The organism is Streptomyces sp. NPDC088246 (assembly GCF_044741025.1).
GTDB lineage: Bacteria > Actinomycetota > Actinomycetes > Streptomycetales > Streptomycetaceae > Streptomyces.
Genome location: NZ_JBIURV010000029.1, coordinates 79,196 through 93,151, shown reverse-complemented (window position 1 = coordinate 93,151; position 13,956 = coordinate 79,196). Strand labels below are relative to the sequence as shown.

The window sequence follows — 13,956 nt, the reverse complement described above, 5'->3', positions numbered from 1 at the left end:
GCTCAGCCGAAGGCCGCCTGCACGTACGGCAGTTACCAGTCCGAGTGATCAAGTACGACGAGTCGTTCGACCTCCGAGGTTAAAGATCAAGCTAGCTAAGCTAGTGCCGCATCAGGCAACGTTCGCCCTGTCGACCGCGGCACGTAGGCGTTCGTCGTCCCTGGCAATGACTGCCCTCACCGCAGTCGGGCGAAGGCGGCCACGCAACCGGGCGCAGGAAGGGGAAGACAGAGAAAGCAGCAGCGGCAGCGCAGTGGAGAGGTTCGGGGTTGACCAGACGGGGTGCCTTCCTGACTCGCGACGGAGAATCGTGCGGTTTTCCGGGAACTCCCACGGAGTAGCCAGCGTCTCCAGTGATCATGAGGGAACGTCTTGAAGCACTGAGTGGTACCGGGGTGGCCCTGGCCGGTGGATTCATAGGGCTGCTGGGATGGGCCGCGGATGCCGAACTCCGGGCGCGCGCCGGATTCGAAGCAGGGCCGGACTGGAGCGTGCTGTACGCGGAGCTTCCGCTGACCGTTCTCGTCGGAGTGGTAGCCGCTTTGTCAGCGTGGTTGCTGCCCCGGCGATGGATGATCGGGCCGTCCGTTGCCGGGTACGCAGGCCGCGCCGCGCTCGTCGCCATAGTGCTGGCCGGATTCTGGCTGGCTGTCCAGGGCTGGTACGCAGCACTGCCCGAGTCAGTGCCGGACCACAAGCCCTAGTTCCCTCGGGGGCGCTTGGCCGCGATCACGGCACCTCGTCCGCCTTCCTAATGCCGTATCAGGCAATGTTTGCCCTGTTGTGATGTGACGTGCCGTCTCGGTGCTTTGCCAGGCGGTGCGTGACCGTCACCCTGTCCGGGTGGCAGAACGAGTACGCGTACGCGAGATCGACGATGACGAAGGCAGACGGCTGCTGCGGATCATCCGCCGGGGCACCGGGTCGGTGGTGACCTGGCGGCGGGCCCAGATGGTCCTGCTGTCCGCCCAGGGCATGCCGGTGGCGAAGATCGCCGAAGTGACGTTCACCAGCGATGACCGGGTCCGGGACGTGATCCACAACTTCAACATCGACGGCTTCGGCTCCCTGTATCCCAAGTACAAGGGCGGCCGGCCGAGAACCTTCACCCTCCCGGGACGCCGGGAGATCAAGAAGATCGCGAAGTCCAAGCCGGCCGAGCACGGCCTGCCGTTCTCCACCTGGAGTCTGACCAAGCTGGCCGACTTCCTGGTCGCCGAGGGGGTGGTCTACGACATCAGCCACGAGGGCCTGCGCATCCTGCTCCGCGAGGAAGGCGTCTCGTTTCAACGCCTGAAGACATGGAAGACCTCCCGCGACCCGGACTACGCGGCCAAGAAGGCCCGCGTCGAGCACCTCTACGCGATCGCCGACGGCGAGGTCATACCCGAGGACGGCGAGCCCGAAGTCGTCTTCTGTATGGACGAGTTCGGGCCGCTCAACCTGATGCCCCACCCGGGCCGGCAGTGGGCCGAACGCGGCGGAAGGCACAAGGACCCCGACCGCGAACCACGCCGCAGGCGGCGGGCGACCTACACCCGCCCGCACGGAGTCCGGCATCTGTTCGCCGCCCTGGACACGGCAAAGGACAAGCTCTACGGCCACATCAAGCTGGTCAAGAAGCGCACCCAGTTCCTGGCGTTCTGCCGTTACCTGCGCAGCCTCTACCCGCCCGAGGTCCGTATCGCGATCGTCTGTGACAACTTCTCCCCGCACCTGACTACGAAGAAGTGCCAGCGGGTCGGCACCTGGGTGGCGGCGAACAACGTCGAGATCGCCTACACCCCCACCAATAGCTCCTGGCTCAACCGCATCGAAGCCCAGTTCACCGCCCTGCGCTACTTCACCCTCGACGGCACCGACCACGCCAGCCACAAGGAGCAGGGCAGCATGATCCGCCGCTACATCATTTGGCGAAACCGCCATGCCAACGACGAACGCCTACGTGCCGTGGTCGACAGGGCGAACGTTGCCTGATGCGGCACTAGTAACCGGCTCGTCCGCGAGTCGCCGAACGGGGTTGCAAGCACGTGTGGTCTCCCCATCGTGTCCGGACCGGCCCGAGCCGGCGAGGACGACCACCAGCCCGCATGACCCAATGGCAGAGGTGCGCGGTACCCAATCGGCAGAGATCCCCGGTTCGAGTCCGGGGGCGGGCACGCAACGACGAGCGACCACATTCCCTTCGACACCGTTCCTATGAGCCGAAGCATGTTGCCTTTCAGGTCGCTCGCGCAGACAGACCAGGACGACCAGGGGGTGACCATGCGCTGTATCGACTGCTCGGAGACCGCAACGCACCGCGGACGCTGCGAGACGCACCACGGGGTGTACGAGGGACGGGCCAGTGTCCGCACCCGACGTGCACGGAGCCGGCGACGGGCGAACCGTCGTGATGCTGCGGCACGGCTTCGCAGACGGGTGCAGGAACGGGGCTCGGCGTGGTGTGACTGGTGCTTGGACGACTTCCCCGCGTCCGGGGTGGACGTGGACCATGTGCGCCCGTTGTCGCTTGGTGGTGAGGACGTGGACAGCAACGTTCAGGTGTTGTGCCGCGAGTGCCACGGGATCAAGACGACCACCGAGTTCGGTTCGTCTAGCGAGTCGTGAGCCATGCGGCGAACGCGCTGCCTGCACCCGTGGCCAGTGCCGCGATGAGCCACCTAGGGACACGGCATCGAGGGATGCGTTCAACCGTCAAGTGCAGTACGCCGCAGCGGAGTTCGAACCATGGACGATGTCGGCCTTTAGCCGTGCTTGCTGTCATGCCGGTAGTGCACCACAGGAAACGGCTAATAGGGTTCACCACAGTGAACCTTGTTTTTAGGCCACCCCTAACAGGCCACGAAATGGGTAGAACCCACTGCCGTTGGAGGTGATCTCCCATGCCCCGCAGACCCCGCCCCCTTGCAGTACCCCCGGGTGCCCCGAGCTGACGGCTCATGGTGGGCGCTGTGAGCGGCATGAGCGTGAGGCGAACAAGGATCGTGCCTCGCGTGGTGGCGCTGTCTATACGACACGGTGGCAGCGCATTCGACGTGCCTATCTGTACCGCAATCCGTGGTGTCTGCTGTGCGGTGGTGCCGCGAACGTTGCGGACCACTTCCCTTTGTCTCGCCGTGAGTTGATCGCGCGGGGCGAGGCGAATCCGGATGCTGCGAAGCATCTGCGTCCGCTGTGCGTGACGTGTCACAACGGCGAGACGGCGCGCAATCAGCCGGGCGGCTTCGCTGCTGAGGCTCGTTCTCGGCGTGAAGCGTCCGAGCGTCCGCCGTTCTGACCAGGGGGTGACCCCCTTCCCCTCTCGCTGCTGAGCGGCAGGGAGGCAAAAGAGTCTCGCCGCAGCTAAAGCCATTTACGCGAGCCGCATTCCGCGTCCGCATCACCGAAAGGGAGCAACCTTGGCCGACCCACGGCGCATGAAACCCGCTCTGCAAGTGATCCGAGAGGGTAACCCGGGAAAGCGCCCTATACCGCAAAGCGCTGCCGTACCACCCTCGGAGCTGGCCGAGCCTGATTGGCGGGCGACCTTCCGAATCGTGGACGATCCAAAACAGGAAGCCGTCAACTCCCGCTGTCGTGCGGTCGCCTCGCGCGAATGGCAACGTGTCGATCCCGTCCCGAAAATCGCGGTCGGGCTCGGCGAGGTAGATGCCACGGCCCTTAAGGACTACTGCATATCTGCCGCGCGTATCGACCAATGCGAGCGGGAGCTATCCGAAAACGGCTTGCTCGTTCGGGGTGAGCGAGGATGGCAGAAGAACGGCGCAACCACCATCGCAGGTCAATACTGCGCCCAACTCGCCCGCTACATCAGAGCGTTGGGTCTCTCGCCGAGCGCCCGAACCGCCATTACGGCCCCCAAGCCCGACTTTGACGACTCGGACGTGTGGGACTAAGCCGCGCCGCTGCGGAACCCCCGTGCCTGTCACCCACTACCAGGGTGGCGGGTGCGGGGGTCCCTTCATTTGTTAATTTCCTTTCGGGATCGCCTTCAATCCTTGATAAGCCTCTCGCAAGTCGGTGGCTTCCGGGAGTTGCCGATGCTCTACGGCCTTTACGACTTCTAATGCTCGCCAGTGGTTCGATGGAACGATGCGGCCTGAGAGTATGGCTCGCTGCGCGGCATCGCACGCCTCGTCCAGCCGGTCACCACCGAGCAATGCCAGCGCCAAATCAATGTTCGCGGACGCCACCCGGCGCGGCCACTTTTCCACATCGTCAGCGGGAGCAAGCCGCGCGATTACCTGTCGCGCGTAGTCCTCCGCTGCAGGGTCTCCCACCCATGCAAGTGTCGTTGCTGTGTAAGCCAGCGCTTTACCGGGGTCGTATTGGTAGTGGTGCTCCGTGCCCTTGCGCGGGACCATTGCGCCGGACATTTGCTGAACGCGGTCTATCGCAGCGTATGTAGCGGGCCCCTCCCCTAGGCGCGCCCTTGCCCGCCCTTCTTGTGCTGTTGCCTGAATGGCAGCCGACGTTCCGGCAGGTGCCAAGTGCTGTGCGATCTGTGACAGTTCCAGCGCGTGGGTGTAGTCGCCATCCGTAAGCACTCGCCACGCGTCGGTCTCGTAACACCACGCTTCGATTTCCCGGTGGTCTGCGTGCTGCGCAAGGGTGGCGGCTGTCTGCAAACGGGCTGTCGCCGCGTGTTCCTGGTTCAGGTCGATATGCAGCGTAGCCCCCAATAGTTGGAACACCCCCCGACCACGTAAAGGCGGCGCTCTTCCGCAAGGGTCATTCGCGCATCCATGAGATGAGCGACATAAGCGGAATGCTTTCTTACTCTTTCGAGCAAGTCCTGCGGCGGGGATACCGGATATTTCATTGCCAATTCATCGAATGCATGCTCCAGACGACTGAGTGTCTCTTTGCCCACGTCACTAGCGGATACGCGCCGGGCCAATTCGAGCGCATCGAACTCGTCATCACTATCCGGAGGTGCGACAGCGAGCCAACCGGTACGAGACTGCGGCGGTGCGTAGACGTCCGGCACTAGCAGTGCATCGAGTTCGCTCGCCGTGATCGATAGAACCTTTGCGATCTTCAGACGCTGCCAAGGTTGAGGGTCAGTCTTTCCGCTCTCCCAGCGCTGGACTGTCGACCGATCAGCGCCGACCGCTTCCGCAAATCCCTCTTGACTGAATCCGCGTGCTTTCCGGAGATCCGCGAACCTCCGCCGCCTGCTGGTCATCGTGGCCGGTCCCCTCTCGTGAATGCGTCCGCCCTGGTCAGCGTATCCAGTGCGGCCAGGGTGCGGCAGGACTGCGGCCCTTCTGCTGTGGCCGCCGCCTCCCCTGGGCGCTTCTCTAGGCCAACACCTAGCAACAGCAGCGGACATGACGGGATGGCGACCATGGTGAGCGCGACCACGGCAGACACCGACGCACGACAGTGGGAGTACACGACGTTCGCCCCCTCGGGTGAGACGTGCCCGGCTTGCATGAAGCCGATCAAGACCCTTGAGCGCTGCCGGCGTGGGGAGATCGAGCGGCAGTCCGGAACCCCCGTCACGATCTACCGGCACATCGACTGCGCCGACCCCCAGGGGATCAAACGGCGGGCGAGGCGGTGACGGCCCCGGCGAGGCGACAGGACCGCCTTATGCAGCCTCTTCCCGAGCCTGAGCTAGTCAGCCTCATAGATGACCCCACAGGCCCGTACACAGCATCACCGGCCGGTTGGTGGGCCGAGGACGGCGGAGCGCTGCACGTGCGTTCTGGCGTCATCTACTTCCCGCCCGGTTCCAACCCTCCCCCGAACCCGTTCACGTGGCGCAACTGCGGTGACGGGCGGTGAAGTTCGTTCGCCGCTTCGGCTGGTCCGCTTTCGTGTTCGTGGTCGCAGCGCTTAGTACCGCGCTGCCCATCCTGGCCGTAACCGGCCGCTTATGAACTCCCGCCCCTGCCGGACGTAACCGAACTCGTTTTCCCACGCAGTTCGGAATCTCGGCAGGGGCGGGGCATCAAACACCAACGGTCGCAAGGAGATGCAATGAGCGCTGCCGGAAACCGTCTCTTATTCGCATGGCTTGAGGTCACGGGACTTTGCAACGAGTTCTGTGATCACTGCTACGCAGACAGCGGGCCCAAGGGAACGCACGGCTCCATGACCTTGCAGGACTGGTTGAACGTGATTGACCAGCTTGCCGACATGGGCACCCTGGACGTTCAGTTCATCGGGGGAGAGCCGACGCTCTACCCGAGCCTGCCCGCCCTGATCAAGCACGCCCACGGGCGGGGCCTCGGTATCGAAGTGTTCTCGAACATGACCCACATCCGCCCGGAGTTGTGGGATGCGTTCAGGGAATACGGCGTCAAGCTCGCCACCTCGTACTACTCGGACACTGCCGAGGAACACGACCAGGTGACGCAACTCCGAGGGTCGCACAAGAAGACGCGCGCCAACGTCCAAAGGGCGCTGGCACTCGGTATCCCGCTGCGGGGTGGAGTCGTTGCCGTGCGGGACGGGCAGCGTGTGCAGGAAGCGGCGCAGGACCTTACGGGGCTCGGTGTCGGAACGGTCGGCGGTGACCGGACCCGCACATTTGGGCGGGCGAGTCAGGGAGCCACGCCGACCATCGCTGATCTGTGCGGGCACTGCGCCCATGAGAAATGCGCCATCGGCCCGACCGGCGATGTGTGGCCGTGCGTCCTCGGTCGGTTCCTGACCATCGGCAACGTGCTGGAAAAGCCGATCTCCGATATCTGGGGCGGCGCGCAGATGACCGACGTTGCGGCCGATATCGAGGCGGTACACGGGGAAGGCGTCCAGTCGTGCACTCCTCCGCAGTTCCTCCCGATGTGCGGCCCCTGTGGTCCGTGCGTTCCCTCGGTCGGGCACTGCGACCCCAGGGAAGCCGACAGCGCCGCTACCATCGCCGCACCGGCCTAATCCGCTGATCATGAAGGAGCGCACAGATGGACGATCACGGGGACGACTTCGGCCCTTGGGGGTGGGAGGAGCAAGGCAACACCATTCGGCGGACCGAGGACGAATGGCTCACCATCGCTCGGTACGTCCGGCACGCAGCCAACAAGCTCGGGCCGGAACTCCCGCTGTGCCTCCCTGGTGAACCGCAGGAATGCGGGCGGACGGCGCAACAGCACGTGATCGCTTGGGCCGCTCACCTCAAGGCCGTGTCCCATCACCTGATCGAACAGGCCACCCCGAGCGAGGCCAGGGGCGCGCACGCCATCGGGCCGATGTATCAGCGGCGTCTCTCTGATCTGCGCGCGTCCACCGCCGCGCCGCACTGATCGACAGCGCCCCCGTTCGGCCCCGTCCGCGCGCTGCCCCCGTGGCGCATGGGCGGGGCTACTCCGCGTCCTGGCGCTCGTCCTCGCTGCGGTCGCGCACGTACGTACCCCGCTGCGGCACGGTGTAGACGTACCCGAGTTCTCGAAGGTGCCGCACCGCACGGCGGGCAGTGTCCCGAGCCACGCCCCATCGCTGGATCAACGAGGACTCCGAGGGAATCGGACGGTCCACGGCCAGAGTGCCCGATTCAATATCCCGGATGATCTCCGCCGCGATCTGCTGATAGGGCGGCGTCGGGGCTTCGTAGTCAATGCTCGGGCTCATAGGGGGAGCGTAGACAACCGGACACGGCGGGGCCCGTTTCCATACGTGGGTAGAGGAGTTGGTTGGCGTCGGACACGAAAGCGCCCCGAGGGACCGATTAGGCCCGGTCCATCGGGGCTTGCCGAAACAGCTAACAGGAGCTGAAACGACATGCGCGACTCTATCGCCCGTGCATTGCTTTGGGTGCTGGGGCTACTGCTGCCCGCCCGTGGAAAGCGCCGAGCCGTTCCCGTGCTCGCCCCTGAGCCGACGACCCCGCCCCGCGTCATCTGCGCCCCGACCACGCCAATTCCCGCCCACGTCCTCGCCCGCTCGATCCCGTCCCCGTGGCATCACCGCATCGGCCCGTGGCTGCTCGTGCGCGAGGCCGAGCAAACGCTAGAGCTGCACGTGATCCGGGAACGTCGGCGCGCTGCGGTACTCGCTACGCAAGGGGTGGACTACCCCTACACGTACGAGGGTGCCCCGTTCCCCGCCTCCGCGTTCGCCGCTGCGGGGGTGTCGGCATGACCCCGGACGAGCTGTTCCCGGTCGTCCTCGCGGGACGCGTCGCGCTCTGCGTCGAGTGCCACGAGGTGACGCGCGCCCCGATCCCCGTCCGCTGGATGCAGAGCAACAGCGGCCCCGGAACGACCATCTACGCGTGCCCCGAGCACGCTGTGAAGCTCGGAGCGGGACCGACCCCGGAGGACGAGCTAAGCGCCCCGTAGGCGAGCACTCAGACAGCAAAACGCCCCGTTCGGCCAAGTGCCGGGCGGGGCTCTGTCGTTGGCGCTGACGTGCGCGTATGCTCAGAACTGGTTGTTGGATGTGTTGGGGTCCTGCATGATCCACCAGTGCCCGGCAGGTCCCTTGTCGACCTCGCGTACGCGGGCTGCCCCCAGGTCTTCCAGCCTGGCCGCCAGGTCGTCGAGGCCGCCGGGCTCGCTGTGGACGTCGAGGTGCAAGCGGTTCTTGCCGGACTTGCCCTCGGGTACGTCCCGGAAGAGCAGTCGTCGGCCGCGGCCGACGCCGCTGGACGGCTGCGCGGACGCCCACCCGGAACGCCGCCGCGAACTCACTCGCCCTCCTCACCTGTTGAGGAACTCCGCACACCGGTAGGGGCCCAGCGCGGCGCCTTCGGACGGCCGCAGGGTGACTTCGACGTCGTCGGTCCTGACCTTCGGGTCGAGTACGGACTGGGCGCGGGCCAGTGTGCACACCAGCTGCCCCGTGCCTTGGTCGCGTCCCGACTCCGCATAGGGGCCGTCGAGGTGCACCGTGACGCGGGTGCCCGTTCCGGTCACCGAGTAGGCGAGGAGCCGCTCAACGAGAGAGGTGAGCCCGTCGCGCTGCTCGGCGGGCGAAGGCCCCGTGGTGAGCAGCTTCACCACCGCGTCGAGGCTCTTGACCTCCTTGTCGGGCAGGGGCACTCCGCGCAGTCCGTTGGCGGACGCGTAGTACAGCCGCATGCCGCGCGTCAGCCCGGACGCGGGCTCGCCTGCGCCTATCACTCCGGTCGGCTGGACGCCGCAGCCCACGAGAGCGATCGCCAGAGCGGCGATCACGACCCCTTGTCCGACCTTCATTCCGTGCCCTCTCCTGTGCGTCGCAGGGGCAGCCGCAGCGTGAACACCGCGCCGCGGTGCGGTCCATCGGCCACGTCCGCCACGTCGATCGTGCCGCCGTGCAGCCGTGCGTTCTCCTGGGACCGATTATGAGCACGCCGGGACCGTTCCCGCCTACCCCGCTCGGATGGTAGACGCGCAGGTCGGGGGCATTGTTACGTTCCCATCATGTGACCATGGACGGGCCATCATCTGCGGCGGCAAACGTGAAGCGCATGAGCTTCCTCAAAACGAACCCCCGAACCCCCGCCCGGCTGCGCATGGCCACCCTCGTGGCCGTGCCCGTACTCGCCTTCTCCGTCGCCTGCGGCGGCGGTGACGACAGCACCGGCGGAGCGAAGAAGGACGACGCGATCGCCGATGTACCGGACGCTCCGGCCGCGAGCACCGCGAAGGGCGGGAACAAGGCGAGCACCCAGCCTGCGGGCAAGAGCGCCTTCTACGACGCCCAGATGAAGTACGTCCAGTGCATGCGTACCAAGGCCGGCTACAAGGACTTCCCCGACCCCAAGCTCAGCGGGTATCTCGACACGACGAAGATCGACGAGCTCGCCTCCCGGCTCGGCCGCAACATAGGCACCAAGGACGGCAAGGACAGTCTCTGCATTCCCGCGCAACAGGCCGCCATGATGGCCGAGCCCAAGCGCGACCAGCAGAAGGACTACGAGTCGATGCTCGCGCACGCCAAGTGCATGCGGGACAACGGCGTCTCCAAGTTCACCAACCCGACCATGAGCAGCGGCAACGCCCAGCCGGGCGGCGACCCGAACCCGGCGTCCCCGTCCATCGACCCGAAGTCGCCGGCGTACAAGCAGGCCCGCGAGGCGTGCAAGTCGAAGCTGCTCGACGGTCTGGAAGGCAGGCAGTGAAGCGCCGCACCTCCGCAAGGGTTCCGTCCTCGAACGCCGGACAGGCCGGAGAACGGCTGTGGCCCCCGCCCCCGAACTCTCGGGGGCGGGGGCCACGGGCGGGCCGGCAGACCGTCAGGACGTTGCGAGCGGGCGGATCGCGGTCGGTGCGTGGGACGGATCCGTCGCGATGTCCTCGAACTCGTTGACGGACGCGATATCCGTACCGCTCATCGCGATGTTCGTCACGCGCTCCAGGATCGCCTCGACCACCACCGGGACCCGGAGCTCCGCAGCCAGCTTCTTCGCCTCCTCGAAGGCCGGCAGCAGCTGTTCCGGCTCGGTGACGCGGATCGCCTTGCAGCCCAGGCCCTCGACGACCTTGACGTGATCGACGCCGTAGACGCCGATCTCCGGCGAGTTGAGGTTCTCGAACTCCAGGTTGACCTGGAAGTCGATGTCGAAGTTGCGCTGCGCCTGACGGATCAGCCCCAGGTAGGAGTTGTTCACCAGGACATGAACGTACGGGATGCGGTGCTGCGCACCGACGGCCAGCTCCTCCAGCATGAACTGGAAGTCGTAGTCGCCGGAGAGCGCGACGACGGAGCCGTCCGGGTCGGCCGTGGCGACGCCCAGCGCGGCCGGGATGGTCCAGCCGAGCGGGCCCGCCTGACCGCAGTTGATCCAGTGGCGCGGCCGGTAGACGTGCAGCATCTGCGCACCGGCGATCTGGGAGAGGCCGATCGTGGTGACGTACCGGGTCTCGGGGCCGAATGCCCGGTTCATCTCCTCGTACACCCGCTGCGGCTTCAGCGGCACGTTGTCGAAGTGCGTACGACGCTGCAGCTCGGCCCGGCGTTCCTGGGTGGACGCGGCCCACTCCGAGCGGTCCTTGAGCCTTCCGGCCGCCTTCAGTTCGCGCGCCACCTCGACGAACAGTTCCAGCGCGGCCTTGGCGTCGGAGGCGATGCCGAGGTCGGGGGCGAAGATCTTGCCGAGCTGGGTGGGCTCGATGTCCACGTGGACGAAGGTGCGGCCCCGGGTGTAGACGTCCAGCTTGCCGGTGTGGCGGTTGGCCCAGCGGTTGCCGATGCCGAGGACGAAGTCGGACTCCAGGAAGTTCGCGTTGCCGTAGCGGTGGGAGGTCTGCAGGCCGACCATGCCCGCGTTCAGCGCGTGGTCGTCGGCGACGATGCCCCAGCCCATCAGGGTCGGAACGACCGGGACGCCCGTCAACTCGGCGAATTCCACCAGGAGTTCGCATGCGTCGGCGTTGATGACGCCGCCGCCGGCGACGAGCAGCGGGCGCTCGGAGGCGTTCAGCATCTCCAGGGCTCGCTCGATCTGCTTGCGGGTCGCGGCGGGCTTGTGCACCGGCAGCGGCTCGTACAGATCCGGGTCGAACTCGATCTCGGTGAGCTGGACATCGATGGGCAGGTCGATGAGGACCGGGCCGGGGCGGCCGGTGCGCATCAGGTGGAAGGCCTGCTGGAAGACACCCGGGACCTGGGCGGCTTCCAGGACGGTCGTCGCGGCCTTGGTGACGGGCACCGCGATCGAGGCGATGTCGACCGCCTGGAAGTCCTCCTTGTGGAGCACGGCGGTCGGGGCCTGCCCGGTGATGCAGAGGATCGGGATGGAGTCGGCGATGGCGGAGTAGAGGCCGGTGATCATGTCGGTGCCGGCCGGTCCCGACGTACCGATGCAGACGCCGATGTTGCCCGGGCGCGCCCGGGTGTAGCCCTCTGCCATGTGGGAGGCGCCCTCGACATGGCGGGCGAGCGTGTGATGAACCCCGCCGGAGGCCTTGAGGGCCGCATAGAAGGGGTTGATCGCCGCGCCCGGCACACCGAACGCGTTGCTGACGCCTTCGCGCTTGAGGATCTCAACTGCCGCTCGGGCAGCGGTCATTCGAGGCATTGAGTGCTCCTGCTCGGACCTGGTGGAGTCGGGCTCTGTCGCGCCACCTGAGAGCACCAATTCCGCATTAATTCCGCACTAATTCCACATTGCGGAAACTTGATTCTGTTATACGGAAGTCAATCTAAAGTGCGGCCGGACGGCCGTCAAGAGAGCCGGCGTGGGGCGGCCGATGCGCGCACCGGTCCACGAAATACGCCAAGTCACTCCCCAGGACCTCGCTCTTGGTGGACCATGGGGATACGGAGCGGAGTCGGCCCGCATCCGTCGGCGCCGGCGCGCTTCGGTGCGCCGAAGTGGCCCCGTCGCCGGGGCACGCAACCGGGGCCGGAGGGAGTTCATGGTGGAGTCGGTGCCGGTACGCTGCCCGGCCTGCCGCCGCGACCACATGTACAGCACGCCGGTCTATCCCTGCCCGTGCGGTGCGCCGAGCGCCCCGCCCGTGCTGCGCGGCGCCCCGGTCGTACCGATCACGCACCGCACCTGGAACGACGACTGGGTGACGGTGCGCTGTCGCGCCTGCGGGCGCCACGACCAGTGGCCGCAGCCGGAGCTGTGCTGCCCGTGCGGGACGGTGCTGCGGATACCGGTCCGGCCGATGACGGAAACCGACAGCATCCCCGGACCCGCCGACGGGGCCCGGCCCGACCGGCCGTCCCACATTCCGCCGCCGCGTACGGCGCCGCCGCCCCGGCCGGCGTTCCAGCCCCTGCCGATCCGTACCGCACACGATGCGGTCGCGAGCGCCGCCCTGTATCTGAAGTGGCTGGGCTACCAGGATGTCGTACAGTCGGCGGAGCGCTCCCGCGCGCGGATCGATCTGCGGGCCACCGGGCTGATCGCCCAGGTCGACGCGGTCTCCCGGCCGACCGTCCTGCGCGACGTCGAGTGCCTCTGGCTGAACGCGCTGAGCGCATCGGTCACGAGCGTGTTCTTCTCGCTCACGGGGTACGCGCAGGACGCCGAAGCGCGCGCGGACGGCCTCGGCATCCCGCTGTTCGTCATGGACCGCACGGGAACGCCGCAGCCGGTCAACAGCCCCGCGGACGAGCTGGTCAGCACCGGCGTCTGAGCCCGGCCGGCACATGGGGAGCGCCCCCATGTGCCGGTCGGTCCGCACGTGCCCGGGGCGCCATACTGGCCGTATGCGTATCCGTACCGCCCGCCGCTCCGATCTTCCGCTGCTTCAGGACATCGAGCGCGCCGCCGGCGAACCGTTCCGCGCGCTCGGTATGTCCGCCATCGCGGACGACGATCCCCCGCCGCTCGGACTGCTGGACGACTACCGCCGGGCAGGCCGCGCCTGGGTGGCCGCCGACCCCGACGACCACCCGGTCGGCTACTTGATCGCCGACCCGGTCGACGGCGCGGCCCACATCGAACAGGTCTCCGTCCATCCGTCCGCCGCACGACGCGGTCTGGGCAGCACGCTCATCGACCACCTCACCGGGTGGGCGCACGAGCGGCAGCTGGGCGCGCTGACGCTGACGACCTTCTCCCACGTCCCGTGGAACGCGCCGTACTACGCCCGCCTCGGCTTCCGCACGCTGAGCGAGGCCGAACTCACCGACGGGCTGCGGAAGATCAGGGCGGAGGAGGCGGAACACGGCCTGGACCGCTGGCCGAGGGTCTGCATGCGGCGCGAGATCCCGCGCGCCGGGCACGACCCGCGCCTCAGCGGAACCGACCGACAACAGTGAGTGCAATCGGTCACGTTCGGGCCGAGGGCCACAAATGTTCGGCCGGTTGTCAGTGTCGGGCCTTAAGGTAGGGAACATGGCTTTAACTCCACGGCACACACCACTTGTCGACCCGTTGCGCACGACCCGACCGACGTCCCCGTCCGCCGCCGAGGCGAACGAGGCGATACGGGCCCTGGTCGACGCGCGCGCCGGACAGGACTGGTCCTCCGTGGAGTCCGCCGCCTACGAAGTGCTGCTGATCGAATGGGCGGCCGCGACCCGGGGCGTTGCCGGCGACATCATCGAGGCCGCCTGACA

General features: G+C 66.9%; 18 protein-coding genes, 1 tRNA gene and 1 pseudogene. 14 read left to right on the top strand and 6 right to left on the bottom strand.

Annotated features, from left to right (window positions below; genetic code table 11):
- Positions 1-359: 359 nt before the first annotated feature.
- From ACIPEK_RS32535 to ACIPEK_RS32515, 5 genes are all read left to right on the top strand, one after another.
- Positions 360-704 (top strand): hypothetical protein, encoded by a 345-nt coding sequence (locus ACIPEK_RS32535; RefSeq protein ID WP_393699806.1) that lies wholly within the window; start codon positions 360-362, stop codon positions 702-704.
- Between the two features lie 139 nt (positions 705-843).
- Entirely contained in the window at positions 844-1,977 is a 1,134-nt protein-coding gene (locus tag ACIPEK_RS32530; RefSeq protein ID WP_402003514.1) for an IS630 family transposase, read from the top strand.
- Between the two features lie 107 nt (positions 1,978-2,084).
- Positions 2,085-2,159 (top strand) — tRNA-Gly (locus tag ACIPEK_RS32525).
- Positions 2,160-2,199: 40 nt separating this feature from the next.
- The gene (locus tag ACIPEK_RS32520; protein WP_402003511.1) at positions 2,200-2,610 is read left to right on the top strand and encodes an HNH endonuclease; all 411 of its coding nucleotides are present in this window, start codon (positions 2,200-2,202) and stop codon (positions 2,608-2,610) included.
- Between the two features lie 929 nt (positions 2,611-3,539).
- Entirely contained in the window at positions 3,540-3,899 is a 360-nt protein-coding gene (locus tag ACIPEK_RS32515) for a P27 family phage terminase small subunit (protein ID WP_402003508.1), read from the top strand.
- A gap of 72 nt (positions 3,900-3,971) precedes the next feature.
- Here ACIPEK_RS32515 and ACIPEK_RS32510 read toward each other — a convergent pair whose 3' ends face one another.
- Positions 3,972-4,697: a hypothetical protein gene (locus ACIPEK_RS32510; protein ID WP_402003505.1), complete on the bottom strand. Its 726-nt coding sequence runs from the start codon at positions 4,695-4,697 to the stop codon at positions 3,972-3,974.
- Positions 4,658-5,191, bottom strand: coding sequence for a helix-turn-helix transcriptional regulator (locus ACIPEK_RS32505; RefSeq protein ID WP_402003502.1), 534 nt, complete (start codon positions 5,189-5,191; stop codon positions 4,658-4,660). The genes ACIPEK_RS32510 and ACIPEK_RS32505 overlap by 40 nt, the downstream gene beginning before the upstream one ends.
- A gap of 162 nt (positions 5,192-5,353) precedes the next feature.
- Between ACIPEK_RS32505 and ACIPEK_RS32500 the strand changes: the two genes are divergently transcribed.
- From ACIPEK_RS32500 to ACIPEK_RS32490, 3 genes are all read left to right on the top strand, one after another.
- Positions 5,354-5,572, top strand: a complete 219-nt coding sequence (locus ACIPEK_RS32500) for a hypothetical protein (RefSeq protein ID WP_402003499.1) — start codon at positions 5,354-5,356, stop codon at positions 5,570-5,572.
- Between the two features lie 419 nt (positions 5,573-5,991).
- Positions 5,992-6,891, top strand: a complete 900-nt coding sequence (locus ACIPEK_RS32495; RefSeq protein WP_402003496.1) for a radical SAM protein — start codon at positions 5,992-5,994, stop codon at positions 6,889-6,891.
- Between the two features lie 26 nt (positions 6,892-6,917).
- Positions 6,918-7,256: a hypothetical protein gene (locus ACIPEK_RS32490; protein WP_402003493.1), complete on the top strand. Its 339-nt coding sequence runs from the start codon at positions 6,918-6,920 to the stop codon at positions 7,254-7,256.
- A gap of 58 nt (positions 7,257-7,314) precedes the next feature.
- Here the strand turns inward: ACIPEK_RS32490 and ACIPEK_RS32485 are convergent, their stop codons facing one another.
- Entirely contained in the window at positions 7,315-7,581 is a 267-nt protein-coding gene (locus ACIPEK_RS32485; protein WP_402003490.1) for a GntR family transcriptional regulator, read from the bottom strand.
- A gap of 150 nt (positions 7,582-7,731) precedes the next feature.
- Here ACIPEK_RS32485 and ACIPEK_RS32480 point away from each other — a divergent pair, with 150 nt between their 5' ends.
- Positions 7,732-8,091: a hypothetical protein gene (locus ACIPEK_RS32480; RefSeq protein WP_402003487.1), complete on the top strand. Its 360-nt coding sequence runs from the start codon at positions 7,732-7,734 to the stop codon at positions 8,089-8,091.
- Positions 8,088-8,291 carry a hypothetical protein gene (locus ACIPEK_RS32475; protein ID WP_402003484.1) on the top strand — a complete coding sequence of 68 codons (204 nt, stop codon included), beginning with the start codon at positions 8,088-8,090 and terminating at the stop codon, positions 8,289-8,291. The genes ACIPEK_RS32480 and ACIPEK_RS32475 overlap by 4 nt, the downstream gene beginning before the upstream one ends.
- A gap of 81 nt (positions 8,292-8,372) precedes the next feature.
- On the opposite strand, the pseudogene ACIPEK_RS32470 reads toward ACIPEK_RS32475, so the two are convergent.
- Together ACIPEK_RS32470 and ACIPEK_RS32465 are read right to left on the bottom strand one after the other, a co-directional pair.
- Positions 8,373-8,600: pseudogene (locus tag ACIPEK_RS32470) on the bottom strand (VOC family protein); the annotation flags it as partial.
- A 51-nt stretch (positions 8,601-8,651) separates the two neighbouring features.
- Positions 8,652-9,149: a hypothetical protein gene (locus ACIPEK_RS32465; RefSeq protein WP_402003481.1), complete on the bottom strand. Its 498-nt coding sequence runs from the start codon at positions 9,147-9,149 to the stop codon at positions 8,652-8,654.
- A 254-nt stretch (positions 9,150-9,403) separates the two neighbouring features.
- Here ACIPEK_RS32465 and ACIPEK_RS32460 point away from each other — a divergent pair, with 254 nt between their 5' ends.
- Positions 9,404-10,057, top strand: a complete 654-nt coding sequence (locus ACIPEK_RS32460) for a hypothetical protein (RefSeq protein ID WP_402003478.1) — start codon at positions 9,404-9,406, stop codon at positions 10,055-10,057.
- A gap of 114 nt (positions 10,058-10,171) precedes the next feature.
- On the opposite strand, the gene gcl is transcribed toward ACIPEK_RS32460, so the two are convergent.
- Entirely contained in the window at positions 10,172-11,947 is a 1,776-nt protein-coding gene (gene gcl, locus ACIPEK_RS32455) for a glyoxylate carboligase (RefSeq protein WP_402003475.1), read from the bottom strand.
- 352 nt (positions 11,948-12,299) lie between these two features.
- Between gcl and ACIPEK_RS32450 the strand changes: the two genes are divergently transcribed.
- The 3 genes from ACIPEK_RS32450 to ACIPEK_RS32440 all read left to right on the top strand — a co-directional run bounded on the left by ACIPEK_RS32450 (position 12,300) and on the right by ACIPEK_RS32440 (position 13,954).
- Entirely contained in the window at positions 12,300-13,028 is a 729-nt protein-coding gene (locus ACIPEK_RS32450) for a hypothetical protein (protein WP_402003520.1), read from the top strand.
- 73 nt (positions 13,029-13,101) lie between these two features.
- Positions 13,102-13,656, top strand: coding sequence for a GNAT family N-acetyltransferase (locus ACIPEK_RS32445; RefSeq protein WP_402003472.1), 555 nt, complete (start codon positions 13,102-13,104; stop codon positions 13,654-13,656).
- Between the two features lie 76 nt (positions 13,657-13,732).
- The gene (locus ACIPEK_RS32440) at positions 13,733-13,954 is read left to right on the top strand and encodes a hypothetical protein (RefSeq protein ID WP_266356623.1); all 222 of its coding nucleotides are present in this window, start codon (positions 13,733-13,735) and stop codon (positions 13,952-13,954) included.
- The last annotated feature ends 2 nt before the right edge of the window (positions 13,955-13,956 follow it).

Excerpts from the sequence above, each read along its gene's own strand:
- ACIPEK_RS32535 (WP_393699806.1), top strand. The coding sequence starts at position 360 with ATGAGGGAACGTCTTGAAGCACTGAGTGGTACCGGGGTGGCCCTGGCC.
- ACIPEK_RS32520 (WP_402003511.1), top strand. The coding sequence starts at position 2,200 with ATGAGCCGAAGCATGTTGCCTTTCAGGTCGCTCGCGCAGACAGACCAG.
- ACIPEK_RS32505 (WP_402003502.1), bottom strand. The coding sequence starts at position 5,191 with ATGACCAGCAGGCGGCGGAGGTTCGCGGATCTCCGGAAAGCACGCGGA.
- ACIPEK_RS32500 (WP_402003499.1), top strand. The coding sequence starts at position 5,354 with ATGGTGAGCGCGACCACGGCAGACACCGACGCACGACAGTGGGAGTAC.
- ACIPEK_RS32495 (WP_402003496.1), top strand. The coding sequence starts at position 5,992 with ATGAGCGCTGCCGGAAACCGTCTCTTATTCGCATGGCTTGAGGTCACG.
- ACIPEK_RS32490 (WP_402003493.1), top strand. The coding sequence starts at position 6,918 with ATGGACGATCACGGGGACGACTTCGGCCCTTGGGGGTGGGAGGAGCAA.
- ACIPEK_RS32485 (WP_402003490.1), bottom strand. The coding sequence starts at position 7,581 with ATGAGCCCGAGCATTGACTACGAAGCCCCGACGCCGCCCTATCAGCAG.
- ACIPEK_RS32480 (WP_402003487.1), top strand. The coding sequence starts at position 7,732 with ATGCGCGACTCTATCGCCCGTGCATTGCTTTGGGTGCTGGGGCTACTG.
- ACIPEK_RS32475 (WP_402003484.1), top strand. The coding sequence starts at position 8,088 with ATGACCCCGGACGAGCTGTTCCCGGTCGTCCTCGCGGGACGCGTCGCG.
- ACIPEK_RS32465 (WP_402003481.1), bottom strand. The coding sequence starts at position 9,149 with ATGAAGGTCGGACAAGGGGTCGTGATCGCCGCTCTGGCGATCGCTCTC.
- ACIPEK_RS32460 (WP_402003478.1), top strand. The coding sequence starts at position 9,404 with ATGAGCTTCCTCAAAACGAACCCCCGAACCCCCGCCCGGCTGCGCATG.
- gcl (WP_402003475.1), bottom strand. The coding sequence starts at position 11,947 with ATGACCGCTGCCCGAGCGGCAGTTGAGATCCTCAAGCGCGAAGGCGTC.
- ACIPEK_RS32445 (WP_402003472.1), top strand. The coding sequence starts at position 13,102 with ATGCGTATCCGTACCGCCCGCCGCTCCGATCTTCCGCTGCTTCAGGAC.
- ACIPEK_RS32440 (WP_266356623.1), top strand. The coding sequence starts at position 13,733 with ATGGCTTTAACTCCACGGCACACACCACTTGTCGACCCGTTGCGCACG.